Raw genomic sequence first — 14,142 nt, 5'->3', positions numbered from 1 at the left:
CCGCCGAGCCGGCAGTCGGCCTGACTGGTACGGCCGTCCGAGCCCATGACCAGGATGTTGATCGGGGTACGGCCGAAGGCGTCGGCCTTCTCGGTACCGCCCTTGCCGTCGAGCGCGACGCTGTTGATGTTGCCGTTCAGGTGCTGGTAGAACCACCAGCCCGCACCGGCCGTGACCACGATGATCACCGACAGGCCTATCCCGAGGATCTTCAGCACCCTCCTGCCGCGACCCACCGGACGAGCCCGGCGCCCCCGCCTGCCGCGCTCGCGCGCAGCCACCCGCGTCGCGGCCCGGCCACCCGGCCGGTGCGCCCCGTCGGGGTCGGCCGCGCGCTGTCCGGGCACCCGGGCACCACGGCTGCGCGTGGCCTGCCCGCTGGGCCCGTCCCACGGGTCGCTCATCTACCACTCCCATGAACGGTCGGGCCCGTCAGACTGGGCCGTGGGGTGTACGGCCCGGCCCGCGCGGCGATGTACGGGCGGGCGGAGCACGTCGCTCCACCCTTGCTTGCGTGGTTGCGCAATCTAACAAACCTGCGGCCCGAACAGCACAGATGCACACATGATTCACAGGTGAGGCATCTCATGGAACCGCCATGCGGACCCGGGACGGTGCCGGAGCGGGAGTCTACGCGCCTTAGATAAGAGCGACATATAGTCCTAGCACAGACCCTGCACGAGAGCGTCATACAGAAGGGACCGGCACAGGGCCGGCCGCCTACGCGTGGTGCTCTCAGCCGCCGATCTTGTGCAGGCCGTGGACCGGGGCGGAGGCGTTCGCCGAGCGCACGGTCAGCTGACCCACCATCACCCGGACCACGGTCACGACGTCGGAGTCGTCGATGTAGTAGACCTGGCGACGGCCCTCGCGGCGCGCGCGGACAAGTCCGGCGAGCTTGAGCTTCGCCAGGTGCTGGCTGACCGCGGGGAGTGCTCCGCCCACCCGGTCCGCGAGACGCGTGACATCGCTCTCCCCCTGCGACAGGGCCCACATCAGATGCAGCCGGGCGGAGGAGGCGAGCAGCCCGAACGCCGCGGCAGCATCGGCGAGCACCTCGGCGGGCGGATCCTCGAAGCCGGCGGCGCTGCTCTCCGTCACAGTCCTCTCCCGCCCCCTTGCTCGTCACAGCCGACGCACGTGCGCCCACCCAGTGTAGGCGTCCGGTTCCGGCGTCCGGGCGTCGCCGGGACGGCCCGGACGCCCTGGCCGGGGCCGGGGCCGGGCGCATGCTCACGGGGCGGCAGGAGAGGTCCGTCTCCGTCCCGGGGACTCAGTCCTCGTAGAAGTTGTTGACCACGACCTCCGGCTCGTCGTCGTCGAACGCCTCGTTCAGCAGCGCGCCGCCGATGAGGCCTGCCGCGCCGGCGCCGATGAGCGCGCCCGTGCCGAAGCGCCGGCCGCCGCCCTGCTGATGATGGTCGTGGTCCTCGTACGGCTGGCCGTATCCCTGCTGGGGGTAGCCCTGCTGCGGGTAACCCTGTTGCGGATAGCCCTGCGGCACGGGCTGCGGATAGCCCTGCTGGGGCGGGGTGTAGAACGGCGGCGCCGTGGTCTGCACACGCTGCGCGCAGGCGCCGCAGACCTGGACGGGCCGGGGCACGCCCCACTGCGGTGACCAGGTCACGGTCATCGAGCCCGGGCCGTGGTTGGGGTCGAAGAAGCAGGTCACGCTGGAACTCCCGGTGGTTGGTTGCGGGGATGCGGGGAACGCCGGGGCCGGCGGGGCGGCGACCGGCGGCTTCGATGGGACGGGCGGCACAGCGGGCCCGCCGTGCGTCTGCGGTGCGGCGACCGGGTTCGCGGCCGGACTCGGGGACGTGTCCCTCAGCACGGCCACGCCGTAGTCGGTGGCGATGCCGGCGAGTCCCGAGGCGTACCCCTGGCCGACCGCGCGGAACTTCCACTGCGCGCCGTGCCGGTACAGCTCGCCGAAGACGAGCGCGGTCTCGGTCGACAGGGCGCCGGGCGCGAGGTCGTAGCGAGCCAGTTCGGTGCCGCCTTCCCGGTCGAGGACACGGATGTGCGCGCGGTGCACCTGCCCGAAGGACTGGCCGCGGCCCGCGCCCTCGTACAGCGACACGGTGAAGACGACCTTCTCGACCTCGTCCGGGACTCTGGTCAGGTCGACCTCGATCCGCTGGTCGTCGCCGTCGACCGGACTGCCACCGCCCAGGTGGCGGACCGAACCGTCGGGGCTGCTCAGGTTGTTGAAGAAGACGAAGTGCTCGTCGGACGGCACCCGGCCCGACGGGGCGCACAGCAGCGCGCCGGCGTCCAGTTCGTACCCGGTGTTCGCCTGCCAGCCCAGCCCGACCGTCACGGCAGCCAGACCGGGGGCCTGCTTGCTCAGCGACACATTGCCGCCCTTGGTCAGGGACACACTCATCCACGTCCTCCGCAGCCGCTCACACTTTCCGTGTCCATCATGATCGACGCGCCGGAACCACTCCGGGTTCCTCGATTGCGCAATGTCTTCATCATGTAGCAGAACCTCGACGGCTCATCACCAGAGGCCCGCCGCAGGCCAACACCACTTGTCCGGCCCCCTCGACCGGCCCCTAGGCTTGCGCAAAGGGGCAATCAAGTGTCGGTCTCCGCCGCACTCGGCGCGGATCCCGACCCGACGGGAGGAACAACAACACCATGGGCTTCATCGGCTGGATCATGCTGGGCCTGTTCGCCGGAGGCATCGCCAAGATACTGCTGCCAGGCCGTGATCCCGGCGGCGTGATCGGCACCACGCTCATCGGCATCGCCGGCGCCTTTGTCGGCGGCTGGCTCTCCGCCCACTTCCTCCACCGTCCGGTGGAGAAGCACTTCTTCGACCTCTACACCTGGGGCGCGGCGATCGCCGGCTCCCTGGTGCTGCTCATCGGCTACCGCATCCTGTTCGGCAACTCACGGGACTGACCCGGCCCCTCGCGGTGGACGGCGAACGACTGCCGCGCGCGCATCCGTACCAGGCCGACGACACCCGAGCACTGCTGATGATTGGCCGGCACGGCCGCGATCCCCGCGTCTCTCGCGGTGGTGACGGCTGTGCCCGCGCCCTGCCGCGGCACGACCGGGTACGACGGTGGGCCCGGTGCGGTGGACGGCGACCGATGTGCTCCCCACCGAGGGCAGTTTCGCGAACGGTGTCAGGAAGGCCCGGGCTTCGGGGGTGCCTTCATGCGGACGCCTCGCGATGTCGTGCGGGTCGGAGGCGGGGCCCGGACAGTAGGGGTGGGGGTGCGCGACGGCGAGCACGGTCACGCGTAAAGCGCGGGGCGGGCCGGGAGAAGACGGGCGCGGGCTAGCGGGGCCCCTGGATGTCCCGGTGCGCCGCGGCCGTCGCCAGGGCCTGCTGGGACACCGGGTCGGCCGGGAGGAACGCCTCCAGTTTCAGCTCGGCGAGGGTCACGTCGGCGGCGGTGGCGAAGGTCGTGACGGTCGTCATCAGCCGTAGGTCGCCGTACGAGGAGCGCAGGTGCAGCGGGACCGCGAAGCCCAGGTGGTCGGCGGGTGCCTTCAACTCGGGTATGTAGGCGGTGAGTTCGTCCCGCAGCTCGGGCAGGTGGCCGAGGCGGGCCAGGATGTGCCGGGACCACTCGGCGAGATTGGCGATCCGCGGGGCCAGACCCCGCGGATGCAGTGCGAGCCGGTAGACGTTCGTGCACGGGCCGACGAGTTCCGGGGCCACGCCCTCGGTGAGCACGTCGAACGCCTCGTTCGCGGCGACCAGATCACCGCCGCGGTCCACGACCAGTGCCGGATACGGCAGGTGCCCGCGCAGGATGTGGTCGATCGCCGTACGCACCGGGGCCAGCTCGGGGCCGTCGAGGGAGCTCTCGGGGTAGGCGGGCGCGTACCCGGCCGCCAGCAGCAGCTCGTTGCGTTCGCGCAGCGGCAGTTCCAGCGAGTCCGCCAGGCGTACGACCATGGTGCGGCCGGGGACGGATCGGCCGGACTCGATGAAGCTCAGGTGGCGCTGTGTGGTGCCCGCCCGCAGGGCCAGGTCGAGCTGGCTGAGGTGACGGCTGGTCCGGTGGGCGCGCAGCGCGCGGGGGAAGTCCACGCGCCCGTTCTAGCGCCCGGAGCGGCGTTCCGGCCATTCCCCGGGGGGAATTGTCGCGCCGCGGCCCGGGCCGGAGCATCGTCGGCATGGACATCGGCGTACTCCTTCCGACCGGCACCGCGCAGTGGGGTCCGGGCGACGGCCCGCGTGAGCTGGTGGCCTTCGGCCGCCGGGCCGAGCGCCTGGGCTTCTCCTCCGTCTTCGTCAACGACTCCCTGGTGAGCCCGCGCATCGAGGCACTGACGATGCTCGCCGCGCTCGCCCCGGTGACCGAGACCGTGACACTGGGCACGGCGGCCCTGTTGCCGTTCCTGCGCCGGCCGGTGCAGACCGCGCAGACCCTGGCCTCCCTCGACCTGCTGTCCGGCGGCCGGCTCACCGTGGCCGTCGGCGCGGGGTTCCCCGGCCGCTTCGGACGGCCCCTGTACGACCTGTCCGAGGTGCCATGGGCACGCCGCTTCGCCCGGCTGGACGAGACCGTCGCGCTGTGGCGGGCCCTGTGGAGCGGCGCGGACTCCTTCCATGGCGAGATCCTCCGGTTCGACGGCCTCCCGCCGGCGACCGCGCCGCAGCGTACCGGCGGGCCGCCGGTCTGGCTCGGCGGCGGAACCCCGGCGGCGCAGGACCGCACCGGCCGGCTGTACGACGGCTGGCTCCCGTATCCGCCCGACCCGGCCGACTACGCCTCCGGCCTGCTGAACGTGCGCACGGCGGCGGCCGGGGCGGGGCGCCCGGCGCAGGACGTCACGCCGGCGCTCTTCGTCTCCGTACGGGTCGACGAAGCCGGCGAGGACGGCGCCCGGCACGGCATGGAGGCGTACGCGCGGGCCGTCTACGGCATGCCGCTGTCGGAGCTGGAACGGATCCAGGCGGTCGTCGCCGGCTCCGCCGAGCAGGTGCATGCCCAGCTCACACGGTTCGTCGAGGCCGGGGCCCGGCACCTCGTCGTCCGCCCGGGCGCCCTGGGCCTGGCCTCCCAGCGCGACCAGCTCGAACGGGTCGCCGGCCTGATCCCGGCGCTCACGGCGTCGGCTGCGGCCGCCGCGCCGCTGGTGCCGGGCGCCCAGCGGGGCACGGTGGCCTGAGCAGCACACTCCGCGCATGCTCCGGGCACTCACTTGCACCCTTCGGACGGCCCGTGGGGACAGCCAGGCCACTTTTCATCCCTACGGGTGAATCGACGGATGGATGTTCCGGACTCTTCCCGCTCCGTGCGGGGTGCTGAGCGACGCGGCCCCGACGCCACGACAGGGCCCGGCCGTACGGAGGACAGGGGGCGGGACGTATGGGTGTCTTCGCTCTGTGCGCGTGGCTGCTGACCGCCGGGTTCGGCGGATACCTCGCCACGGTGTGGGTGCGGCACGGCGGACTGCGGCAGCGCACGCCCGGTGTGACGCGGCTGCCGCTGCGGCTCGTGCTCGGGCACGTGGCCCTCGCCGTGGCCGGACTCGCCGCCTGGACCGCCTATGTGGTGGGAGGGGTGCGGAGTTCGGCCTGGGCCGCGTGCGCGGTCGTGCTGATCGTGGCCGCGTTCGGCTTCATGATGCTGCTGCGCCGGCTGCCCAGTTCCGGGCGCCACTCCCACGGGGACGCCACGGCCGAGCGGCACTTCCCGCTCACGGCCGTGGTCGCCCACGGCACGACCGCCGGCGCCACCGTGCTGCTGGTGCTCCTCGTCGTCCTGCACAAGACCTGACCGGTCGTGCCGCGGGGGGCGCGAGGGGGAGTCCGGAGCCCATGCCGATCACCGCGCCGCCCGAGGGCTCCTGGGGCCTGGTGGGACGGCGGTTTCCGTGGTGTGCTGGTATCGGCGGGAAGGACCGAGAACAGACGCGGGGAAGCGGCCCGGAGCCGTGCACCGCGCAATCCGGATCCGCGAGAAGCGGGTGGCCCTTCCCGCCCTGTCGCGCTGCCGCCCTGTCGCCCCGGCTCCTCGCGCGCCCCGTCTCCCCGCCCGGCCGCACCACGTGTCCGGCGCCTGGGCGCAGTCCCTGGTGTCGTGTGCTCAGCCTCGTCCGCCGCTGAGGTTCCCCCACCGGGGGCCGATCTGCTTCCACTCCTCGTCCCACTCGGCCATGCGCCGCTTGATCAGCCGGCTGCGCACCACCCAGCCCGCGCCCCAGACCGCCGCGCCGACCGAGGGGCCGACAAGGGCGCCGGTGAGGGCCGCCTGCAGATCGGCGGCAGCTCCGGTGACGGGCGCGGAGACCACGTGGCCCGCGCGGTTGGTCCACACGGTCACCTGGGACCCGGTGGGGGCGCCCGGAAGGACCTTCGCCCGGTCGGTGTGCACGGTGCCGTGTGCGTCGGTCCAGCGCACGGTGGCCCACACCCGCCCGTCGTCGTAGCCGGTCCCGGAGGCCGGGGTCCGCGCCGCACCGTCGGTGACCACGGCGGACACGGAGTGCACCTGGGCCTGCCGCGCGGAGAACGCCGCGCCGGCGGTCTGGGCCGCCACGAAACCGGCGGCGGCTCCGCCGAGAACGGCGAGCACCCAGGTCACGAGGACGATCCAGGCCTCGACGGCGTCGCTGTGCCGCCGCAGCGGATTGCGTCGCCAGCGCCACAGCCGTACCTGGGTGACCGTCGTGGGAGGTGTCCGGTTCATCCTCACCGCCTCCTCTCGCACACCGGCGGCTTCGCCGCACCCACTCCGCGTGTCCCTCGCCGGGCGGGCGGCGGGCGGGCCCGGGGCGGTCTCCCGGACCCGGCCGTCGAGTGTCACCACACCATCGTGCACCTCAATGCGGACCGAGGCGGGGTGAGTACGGAAGAGGCTCATGACGACTTCTCGCCCGTCCCCGCCGACCGGCGGAGTCGGGACGTCCGGCCCTGCCGCCGTGGGCCGAAGGACACTGGGTCGGACAGAGGGGGAGGGGTGACAGTGGGGATCAGGAGCGGCGCCGATTCCCCCGCGGTGTCGCTCCGCCCCCGGATTGCCGCCGCGCGGGCCCAGGCCTGTGAAGGCGGGGAGAGTCACACACCCGCGAAGAAGCCAGCCATGATCCGTAACGGCAAGCCGAAGCACCGGCGCATCGACCTCGACCCGGTCGAAGCGCTGCGGCTGCTGGACAGCGTGTCCCTGGGGCGGATCGTCTTCACGCGGCAGGCACTGCCCACCGTCCGCCCGGTCAATCACATCATCGACGACGGCGACATCGTGATCCGCACCCACGACGGCGCCGCGCTGACCGCGCACACGCAGCAGGGCGGAGGCGAGGGCGTGGTGGTCGCCTACGAGGCCGACGTGATCGACCCGGACACGCATCTCGGCTGGAGCGTGGTGGTCACCGGCTACGCCCGGCTCGTCACGGACCCCGCGGACCTGGCCCGGGTCCGGACGCTGCTCACCCCCTGGGCGCCGCAGGAGGGCGCGGACCAGGCCGTGCGCATCCGCCCCTCCCTGGTGACGGGCGTGCTCCTCACCGACACACCGGCCGTGCCCGCGACGGGCTCCGCGCGGCCGGCGCCCTGGATGCCCGGGTCGTTGCGGTACGACGGCTAGGGCCTGGCGTCGAACTCCCTCCGGAGCCTTCGGCCGGGGCCCTGAGCACGCACCTGCGCCTAGGACGGTGTGAGCGGCAGGTCGTCGGTGTAGGCGTTCACGGGCTGGGCGATGGGGTGGGCGTCCCGGGCGTCGAGCGCGGCCTGCGCGGTCCTCGTGCCGAGGGTGCCCCGGGGGTGCCAGGTGCCGCTCACCGCGAGCCAGGTGTTCGCGGGCGGGGCCTCGGCGCCGTACACGCGGATCTTGACGGTCTGGGAGTCCGCCGCACAGCACGTGAAGATGATGCGGGTCAGGAACCAGCCGTCGCCGTCCTCGGCCGGGGTGACGAAGCCCGTGAGCTGGACGAGCCTGGTCCTGATGGCCCGGCTGGGGTCCTGTTGGACGCGCTTGGTGAAGTCGGTGAGGGTCAGGGGCAGCGGTGAGGTCGAGGGCAGCGGCGCGAATCCTTTCTGCACGGCGACCGGCTTGGCGTTCGAGCGTGCAGCGGTGTACGCGCCGAGGGCGGGCGGAGCGTAGCAGAGCAGGCTGATCGCCGGGAGGAACAGCAGCCAGGCGATGCGCGGGGCGCCGGAGTGGTCGTGGCCGTGTTCGTCCTCGGGGTCGTGGTCGTCTTGGGCGGCGTGCCCCGGTGCGCCCCGTGCGGCCGCCGTGGCCAGGCCGAGCAGCAGGAGGACCACGCCGGAGGCGATCAGCGGTGGCCGCAGACCGGCCTTGACGTAGCGCAGGTAGGTGTCGGTGAAGAGGGCCGTGTGCAGCAGGCCGATGCCGGTCAGGGTCAGCAGCAGGGTCTGGACCGGGCGTTTCACAGCAGCGCGCCTCCGATCAGCACGCTCGCGGCGACCGCCACAAGGGTGGTGGCCGTCGAGAACCGCCAGGCGAAGGCCCGTCCGAAGGTGCCCGCCTGAAGGGCGATCAGCTTCAGGTCGACCATCGGCCCGACGACCATGAACGCGAGCCGGGCGGCCGGGGAGAAACCGGTGAGCGAGGCGGCGACGAAGGCGTCGGCCTCCGAGCAGACCGCCAGCAGTACGGCGAGCCCGGCCAGGAAGAGCACCGAGAGCCAGGGTGAGCCGGAGAAGGCGTCGAGGACGGAGCGCGGCACCGCGACGTTGAAGGTGGCGGCGGCCATGGCGCCGAGGACGAGGAAGCCGCCGGCGTGCAGGAAGTCGTGCCGGAAGCCGAGCCGGAACTCGTGCAGGCGGCTGCGGCCGTGCCGGTGGCCGGTGTGCCGGTTTCGCAGCACCGGCCGCAGCCACTTCTCCTTGCCCAGCCAGAGCCAGAGCCAGCCCATCACGGCCGCCGTGGCGAGGGAGGCGAGCAGCCGGGCGGCGACCATCGCGGGGTCGCCGGGGAAGGCGACGGCGGTGGCGGTCAGCACGACGGGGTTGATGGCGGGCGCGGAGAGCAGGAAGGCGAAGGCGGCGGCCGGGGTGACCCCGCGCCGGATCAGGCTGTGGGCGACGGGCACGGAGGCGCACTCGCACCCGGGCAGCACCGCGCCCGCGGCGCCGGCGACGGGCACGGCGAGAGCGGGCCGCTTCGGCAGGACCCTGGTGAACAGGTCGGCCGGCACGAAGGCGTTGATCGCGCCGGACAGGGCGGTGCCGAGAAGCAGGAAGGGGAGTGCCTGGACGGTGATGGCGAGGCACACGGTGCGCCAGGCCTGGACGGCGGGCCGGTTCAGCCACTGGGGGCCGACGAGGACGAGCACGGCGAGGGCACCGAGCGCGATCACGAGGGCGGCAGCGAGCGGCCACGGCCGGATGCGCCGTACGGACGGCGAACCGACGGGGACGACGGTCACACCCTCGGCCGCGCCAACCAGTTCATCCGTTTTTTCCATGACCACTCCGGATGTCGGTGTCCGGCCGACGTTAAGCGAGGCGTGTGGTCCAGCCGCGCGTACACGCCGCCGCATGACCGAACCGGACGTGGCAATGCGTCCCATCGGCGGCGCCGGTGGCTCTTCTCACAATTCGCCATGAACGGGCCCGAAGGTGACCGCTGCCACGTCGCCGGGGGCACGGTTTGTCTACGTTCGACGCCATGCCGTCTTACCTTCTCCTCACCTTCGCGCGCACACGGGCCGGTGCCCTGCTGGCCTCGGCCGCGGCCCTCGTCTCCGTGGGCGCACTGCACCCGGCACCGGCCGCGGCCGCTTCGGCCCCCGCGCAGACCGCCTCTGCGCACGCCACGGCCGCCGTGCTCGACCTGGACGGAGCCGGCCGCACGCCGGTGCTGCACGGGCAGGACAGCGCGTACGACACCGCCAGCATCGTCAAGGTCGACATCCTCGCGGCGCTGCTGCTCCAGGCGCAGGACGCGGGACGCCGGCTCACCGCCGATGAGCGCGGCCACGCCGAGCCGATGATCCGGCGCAGCGACAACACGGCGGCCGACGCGCTCTGGCGGGAGATCGGCCAGGCCTCCGGGCTGGCGGCGGCCAACAAGCGGCTGGGGCTGACCTCGACCACGGGTGGGCCGGGCGTGAAGTGGGGGCTGACCCGGACCACCGCGAGCGACCAGATACGGCTGATGCGGGCCGTGTTCGACGGCGACACGGCGGCGCGGCCCGGCTCCACCGCGAAGTCCGCCCTCGGCGCGCAGTCCCGGACCTACATCCGCACCCTCATGGGCCAGGTCGTCCCCGAGCAGACCTGGGGCGTCTCGGCCGTCGGCGGCTCCGGCACCCCGCGGGCACTGAAGAACGGCTGGCTGCAGCGCAACACCTCCGGCCTCTGGGACGTGAACAGTGTCGGCCAGGTCACCGTGAAGGGCCACCGCTGCCTCGTGGCGGTGCTGTCGAACGGCAGCGCCTCGATGAGTGACGGGATCTCCCTGGTCGAGCGGACGGCGCGCTCGGCGGTCGCCTGACACCTCAGCGGTCCCCCGGGCGCCGGGGCCGGACGACGGCGGTGACCGTGAGCGAGACGAGCGCGGCCAGGCAGAGCCAGGCGAAGGTGTCGCCGATGTGGTCGTAGACCGTGGTGACGCCGTGCACGGGGACGTAGGCCACCATGGTCTGCCGGTCGGTCGCGAAGTAGTCCGAGGTGGCGAGTACATGTCCCTCGGCGTCGTAGGCGGCCGAGAACCCTTCCGCGTCCTGCCGGATCAGGGCGTAGCCGTTCTCGACGGCGCGCAGGCCCGCCTTGTCGGTGTGCGCGGCGCCGTACTCCTTCCAGTCGTGCGAGGGGACCAGCATGATGTCGGCCCGGGTGCGCATCAGGGCCGGGAAGTCGGCGTCGTAGCAGATGACGTTGGCGAGGCGGCCGTACGGTGTGCGGACGACGGGGACATGGCCGTCGCCGGGCTTGAAGCGCTCGGAACCGGGGATGGGATGGGCCTTCTGGTAGGTCCAGAGCACCTTGCCACGGGGGTCGATGAGCAGGGCCTCGTCGCGCCCGTAGGCGGGCGGGGCGGTGCTGTAGACGCGGACTCCGATCTCCAGGTAGACGCCCGAGCGGCGGGCCTGCCGCTGTGCGGCGGCGATGGCGGTGGCCTCGTCCGGCTCCCGGGTCCGGACGGCGTTCTCCGGCCAGATCACGATCTTCGCACCGGCGGCGGCCTCGCGGCGGGTGGCCGCGAGCAGGTCGTCCTCGACCGCGGTCATCGCGGGCCGCACCGCGGCGGCGGGGGCGGCGGCCACTCCGCCCGGCCCGTTGCCGAACCGGGCGAGCGTGGCCTTGAGCGTGTCGGTGGCGCCGCGAGCGGGGGAGACGCCGGCGATGCGTACGGTCGCGCCCTGCGGCGGGAAGAAGGCCGGGCGGGCACCGCCGGCGAGCAGCACACCGAGCAGGACGGCCGTGCAGACCAGGCCGCCGCGCCAAGAGGCGTGCTCCCAGAGGCGGTTGACGGTGCTCGCGACGTAGGCGATCAGGAAGCCGATGCCCCACGGGCCGGTCACCGAGACGACCTGGAGGAGCGGGAGGTCTCCGTGCTGGGTGACGGCGAGGGAGCCGTACGCCGTGCCGAACGGGGACACCTGGGTGATCAGGAACTCCACGGCGGCCACACCGGCCGGGAAGACGAGGGACGCGGCCGCCGGGTGCAGGCGGACCCGCACCAGCCGGTCGGCGACGAACGGCAGTGTCTGCAGGGCGGCCAGGGCGAGGGCTCCCGCGAGCACCACGGGGTTGAACCCGATCGCCGACTCCTGGATCCAGAAGAGGGCCGCCGCGAGGTGCGCCGCCCAGGTCCACAGTGCGCCCGTCCAGGCACGGCACAGGCGGGTGAAGCGCAGCAGCAGGACGGGGAAGATCCAGGCGGCGGCAGCGATGTCCCACCGGCCGCCGACCGCGAAGAGCATCGCGGCGGTGGCGAGCGGCAGCAGGGGCCAGGCACGCTTGCGGGAAGGTGCTCGCCGTCGGGGCTGGTCCGTCGTCGGCTGGGGCGGGGGCTGTACGGCTGTGTTCGACATGTCCGGGACGCTAGGGCGGGCCGGCCCGGCGGCGCCTCGGGCCCGATGCCGATCCTGGGAGGTGCCAGCGCACCTTTCGATGCGCGCCCTGCGGAGGATCCGCCGCGCTCGCGTGTCGTCTAGCCTGACGGACCGAGATGAGCGCCCAGATGATCGCCCTGCCCCGGGCCGTACAACGCGGGCTCGCCGACCGGCCGCGACTGACCGACGCCGTGTGGGTCGGCGGGCTCACCCTGTTCGACATGGCCACGGTGCTGGACCGAACGCCCGCGCCGCCCGCCTGGGGCGTGGCGCTGTGGGGCGCGCAGACCGTGCCGCTGCTGTGGCGGCGGACGGCGCCGCGTGCCGTGCTCGTCGCGATGACCGTCCTGTACGTGCTGTTCCAGGCGCTCGGCCCGATCCCGTCGAAGGTGCCCGGACCGTTCCTGCTGATGCTCGGTGTCTATGCCGTGGCCCGGTACACGCCCGCCGCGGGGAGTGTGCCACTGACCCTGCTCAGCCTCGCCTCGGCCGCCGTCACGGACGCACTGACCGGGCACTGGGAGCCGCCGCGGCTCGGTTCGCTGGAGCCCATCAGCCTCACGACGTTCGGGTTCTTCTTCGCCCTGGCCTGGCTGCTGGGGTACGGGCGGCGCCGGATCGACGCCGACGCGGCCCGGCTGCGCGAGCTGAACCGGCGGCTCGCGGCCGAGCGGGAACTCAACGCGCGCCAGGCCGTGCTCACCGAGCGCGCCCGTATCGCCCGCGATCTCCACGACGTCGTCGCCCATCACGTCAGCGCCATCGCCCTCCAGGCGCGGGCCGCCGAGGACGTGCTCACCTCCGGGCCGCTCCAGCCCGAGGAGGCCGCGCACGGGGTCGGGGTCATCGCTCGGACCGCCGACACGGCGCTCGCAGAGATGCGACGGCTGCTGGGGCTGCTGTCCTTCGGCGAACGGGAACTCGCGCCCGAGCCGTCCCTCGCCCGTCTCGACCGGCTCGTGGGTGTCGCGACCTCCGCGGGGTGCCGGGTCACCTGCGCCGTCGAGGTGGACGGACCGACGGCGCCGCCCGCCGGGATGCAGGTCTCGGCCTACCGGATCGTCCAGGAGGCGCTGACGAACGTGGTCAAGCACGCCGGTCCGGTCGCCGTACGGATCGCCGTGCGCGGTGACGACGCCCGCCTCACGGTCGAGGTCGAGAACGACCCGCCGGTCGCGGGCCACCGGCCGGTACCCGGCGCCGGGCGGGGGCTCGTCGGGATGCGGGAGCGTGTCGCGGCCTTCGACGGCGAGCTGGACACCGGTGCGCGCCCGGACGGCGGCTGGCGACTGCGTGCGGTGCTGTCCGCGCGGGCGGCCGACGCGGCCCGGTCTCATGCGGCACAGGGGGACCGATGACCGTACGCGTGCTGGTGGTCGACGACCAGGAGATCGTGCGGACCGCGCTGCGGCTCGTCATCGACCGGCGCGAGGGGCTGTCGGTCGTCGGTGAGGCGGGCGACGGCGAGGAGGCGGTCGCCCTGGCCGTGGCGCTCCGTCCGGACGTGGTGCTGATGGACGTCCGCATGCCGGGCACGACCGGTGTGGAGGCGACCCGGCGGATCGTGCGGGAGTGGCCGGGTCCGGGGCCGGTGCCGCGCGTGCTGGTGCTGACCACCTTCGACCTGGACGAATACGTTCACGCGGCCCTGCGTGCCGGGGCCGTGGGCTTCCTGCTGAAGAACAGCCGGCCCGAACAGCTCGCCGAGGCCCTCCGCGCGGCGGCCGACGGCGAGTCCGTCCTCGCCCCGACCGTCACCCGGCGCCTCATCGACACCGTCACCGCGCTGCCGCCCGCGCTTCTGCCGGCGGCACCCGTGCCCGTATCGGCGGACGTCTCGCTGACCGAGCGGGAGATCCAGGTCCTGGTGCTTCTCGCGCGTGGCCTGTCCAACGCCAGGATCGCCGCGGACCTGGGTCTGAGCGAGGCGACGGTGAAGAGCCGGGTCAACCGCATCCTGACCAGGCTGGGCCTGGAGAACCGGGTCCAGGCGGCCCTGTACGCCCATCGGGCGGGTCTCGTCTGACGTCCACCGGTTCACATCACTCCCCCTCCCTGTGACGCGCCTGTGACAGTCGGCGGACACGGTCATGACGTCCTGCGAGCAATCTGAAGAAACAAGGGCGAATCGCCCTAAAC

Annotated in this window: 14 protein-coding genes and 1 pseudogene; 7 read left to right on the top strand and 8 right to left on the bottom strand. The window is 73.2% G+C overall.

The genetic code is table 11. From position 1 onward, the window contains the following. From ACWDEN_RS27410 to ACWDEN_RS27400, 3 genes and pseudogenes are all read right to left on the bottom strand, one after another. Positions 1–404: pseudogene (locus tag ACWDEN_RS27410) on the bottom strand (LCP family protein); the annotation flags it as partial. Between the two features lie 331 nt (positions 405–735). Then, positions 736–1,101, bottom strand: coding sequence for an ArsR/SmtB family transcription factor (locus ACWDEN_RS27405; protein WP_450860352.1), 366 nt, complete (start codon positions 1,099–1,101; stop codon positions 736–738). 172 nt (positions 1,102–1,273) lie between these two features. After that, positions 1,274–2,389 (bottom strand): TerD family protein, encoded by a 1,116-nt coding sequence (locus ACWDEN_RS27400; protein WP_450860351.1) that lies wholly within the window; start codon positions 2,387–2,389, stop codon positions 1,274–1,276. Between the two features lie 257 nt (positions 2,390–2,646). On the opposite strand from ACWDEN_RS27400, the gene ACWDEN_RS27395 reads away from it, so the two are divergent. Beyond that, positions 2,647–2,913 (top strand): GlsB/YeaQ/YmgE family stress response membrane protein, encoded by a 267-nt coding sequence (locus tag ACWDEN_RS27395; RefSeq protein WP_351619314.1) that lies wholly within the window; start codon positions 2,647–2,649, stop codon positions 2,911–2,913. A 385-nt stretch (positions 2,914–3,298) separates the two neighbouring features. On the opposite strand, the gene ACWDEN_RS27390 is transcribed toward ACWDEN_RS27395, so the two are convergent. Further along, positions 3,299–4,060 (bottom strand): helix-turn-helix domain-containing protein, encoded by a 762-nt coding sequence (locus ACWDEN_RS27390; protein WP_450860350.1) that lies wholly within the window; start codon positions 4,058–4,060, stop codon positions 3,299–3,301. Between the two features lie 86 nt (positions 4,061–4,146). On the opposite strand from ACWDEN_RS27390, the gene ACWDEN_RS27385 reads away from it, so the two are divergent. Both ACWDEN_RS27385 and ACWDEN_RS27380 read left to right on the top strand, forming a co-directional pair. After that, the gene (locus ACWDEN_RS27385; RefSeq protein ID WP_450860349.1) at positions 4,147–5,145 is read left to right on the top strand and encodes an LLM class flavin-dependent oxidoreductase; all 999 of its coding nucleotides are present in this window, start codon (positions 4,147–4,149) and stop codon (positions 5,143–5,145) included. A 200-nt stretch (positions 5,146–5,345) separates the two neighbouring features. Continuing rightward, a complete protein-coding gene (locus ACWDEN_RS27380; protein ID WP_450860348.1) occupies positions 5,346–5,756 on the top strand; it encodes a hypothetical protein in 411 nt (136 codons plus the stop codon). A gap of 309 nt (positions 5,757–6,065) precedes the next feature. On the opposite strand, the gene ACWDEN_RS27375 is transcribed toward ACWDEN_RS27380, so the two are convergent. Further along, the gene (locus tag ACWDEN_RS27375; RefSeq protein ID WP_450860347.1) at positions 6,066–6,668 is read right to left on the bottom strand and encodes an Rv1733c family protein; all 603 of its coding nucleotides are present in this window, start codon (positions 6,666–6,668) and stop codon (positions 6,066–6,068) included. 393 nt (positions 6,669–7,061) lie between these two features. Between ACWDEN_RS27375 and ACWDEN_RS27370 the strand changes: the two genes are divergently transcribed. Then, positions 7,062–7,565, top strand: coding sequence for a pyridoxamine 5'-phosphate oxidase family protein (locus tag ACWDEN_RS27370; RefSeq protein WP_351619328.1), 504 nt, complete (start codon positions 7,062–7,064; stop codon positions 7,563–7,565). A gap of 59 nt (positions 7,566–7,624) precedes the next feature. Here ACWDEN_RS27370 and ACWDEN_RS27365 read toward each other — a convergent pair whose 3' ends face one another. Both ACWDEN_RS27365 and ACWDEN_RS27360 read right to left on the bottom strand, forming a co-directional pair. Then, a complete protein-coding gene (locus ACWDEN_RS27365; protein ID WP_351619331.1) occupies positions 7,625–8,371 on the bottom strand; it encodes a TIGR03943 family putative permease subunit in 747 nt (248 codons plus the stop codon). Further along, entirely contained in the window at positions 8,368–9,408 is a 1,041-nt protein-coding gene (locus ACWDEN_RS27360; RefSeq protein WP_351619334.1) for a permease, read from the bottom strand. The genes ACWDEN_RS27365 and ACWDEN_RS27360 overlap by 4 nt, the downstream gene beginning before the upstream one ends. A 203-nt stretch (positions 9,409–9,611) precedes the next feature. Here ACWDEN_RS27360 and ACWDEN_RS27355 point away from each other — a divergent pair, with 203 nt between their 5' ends. Then, positions 9,612–10,439 carry a serine hydrolase gene (locus ACWDEN_RS27355; protein WP_450860346.1) on the top strand — a complete coding sequence of 276 codons (828 nt, stop codon included), beginning with the start codon at positions 9,612–9,614 and terminating at the stop codon, positions 10,437–10,439. 4 nt (positions 10,440–10,443) lie between these two features. Here the strand turns inward: ACWDEN_RS27355 and ACWDEN_RS27350 are convergent, their stop codons facing one another. Beyond that, the gene (locus tag ACWDEN_RS27350) at positions 10,444–11,982 is read right to left on the bottom strand and encodes a nitrilase-related carbon-nitrogen hydrolase (protein WP_450860345.1); all 1,539 of its coding nucleotides are present in this window, start codon (positions 11,980–11,982) and stop codon (positions 10,444–10,446) included. 137 nt (positions 11,983–12,119) lie between these two features. Between ACWDEN_RS27350 and ACWDEN_RS27345 the strand changes: the two genes are divergently transcribed. Then, positions 12,120–13,361: a sensor histidine kinase gene (locus ACWDEN_RS27345; protein WP_450860344.1), complete on the top strand. Its 1,242-nt coding sequence runs from the start codon at positions 12,120–12,122 to the stop codon at positions 13,359–13,361. Further along, entirely contained in the window at positions 13,358–14,029 is a 672-nt protein-coding gene (locus ACWDEN_RS27340) for a response regulator (protein WP_450860343.1), read from the top strand. Before ACWDEN_RS27345 ends, ACWDEN_RS27340 begins: the two co-directional genes overlap by 4 nt. The last annotated feature ends 113 nt before the right edge of the window (positions 14,030–14,142 follow it).

The sequence above is a fragment of the Streptomyces sp. NPDC001153 genome (genome assembly GCF_053598315.1).
The sequence above is the reverse complement of the archived record's forward strand: the minus strand, read 5'-3'. Positions and strand labels throughout refer to the sequence as shown.

What these genes read in the sequence shown, in the direction of transcription:
- ACWDEN_RS27400 (WP_450860351.1), bottom strand. Translation starts at nt 2,389, where the DNA reads ATGAGTGTGTCCCTGACCAAGGGCGGCAATGTGTCGCTGAGCAAGCAG.
- ACWDEN_RS27395 (WP_351619314.1), top strand. Translation starts at nt 2,647, where the DNA reads ATGGGCTTCATCGGCTGGATCATGCTGGGCCTGTTCGCCGGAGGCATC.
- ACWDEN_RS27385 (WP_450860349.1), top strand. Translation starts at nt 4,147, where the DNA reads ATGGACATCGGCGTACTCCTTCCGACCGGCACCGCGCAGTGGGGTCCG.
- ACWDEN_RS27380 (WP_450860348.1), top strand. Translation starts at nt 5,346, where the DNA reads ATGGGTGTCTTCGCTCTGTGCGCGTGGCTGCTGACCGCCGGGTTCGGC.
- ACWDEN_RS27375 (WP_450860347.1), bottom strand. Translation starts at nt 6,668, where the DNA reads ATGAACCGGACACCTCCCACGACGGTCACCCAGGTACGGCTGTGGCGC.
- ACWDEN_RS27370 (WP_351619328.1), top strand. Translation starts at nt 7,062, where the DNA reads ATGATCCGTAACGGCAAGCCGAAGCACCGGCGCATCGACCTCGACCCG.
- ACWDEN_RS27360 (WP_351619334.1), bottom strand. Translation starts at nt 9,408, where the DNA reads ATGGAAAAAACGGATGAACTGGTTGGCGCGGCCGAGGGTGTGACCGTC.
- ACWDEN_RS27355 (WP_450860346.1), top strand. Translation starts at nt 9,612, where the DNA reads ATGCCGTCTTACCTTCTCCTCACCTTCGCGCGCACACGGGCCGGTGCC.
- ACWDEN_RS27350 (WP_450860345.1), bottom strand. Translation starts at nt 11,982, where the DNA reads ATGTCGAACACAGCCGTACAGCCCCCGCCCCAGCCGACGACGGACCAG.
- ACWDEN_RS27345 (WP_450860344.1), top strand. Translation starts at nt 12,120, where the DNA reads ATGAGCGCCCAGATGATCGCCCTGCCCCGGGCCGTACAACGCGGGCTC.
- ACWDEN_RS27340 (WP_450860343.1), top strand. Translation starts at nt 13,358, where the DNA reads ATGACCGTACGCGTGCTGGTGGTCGACGACCAGGAGATCGTGCGGACC.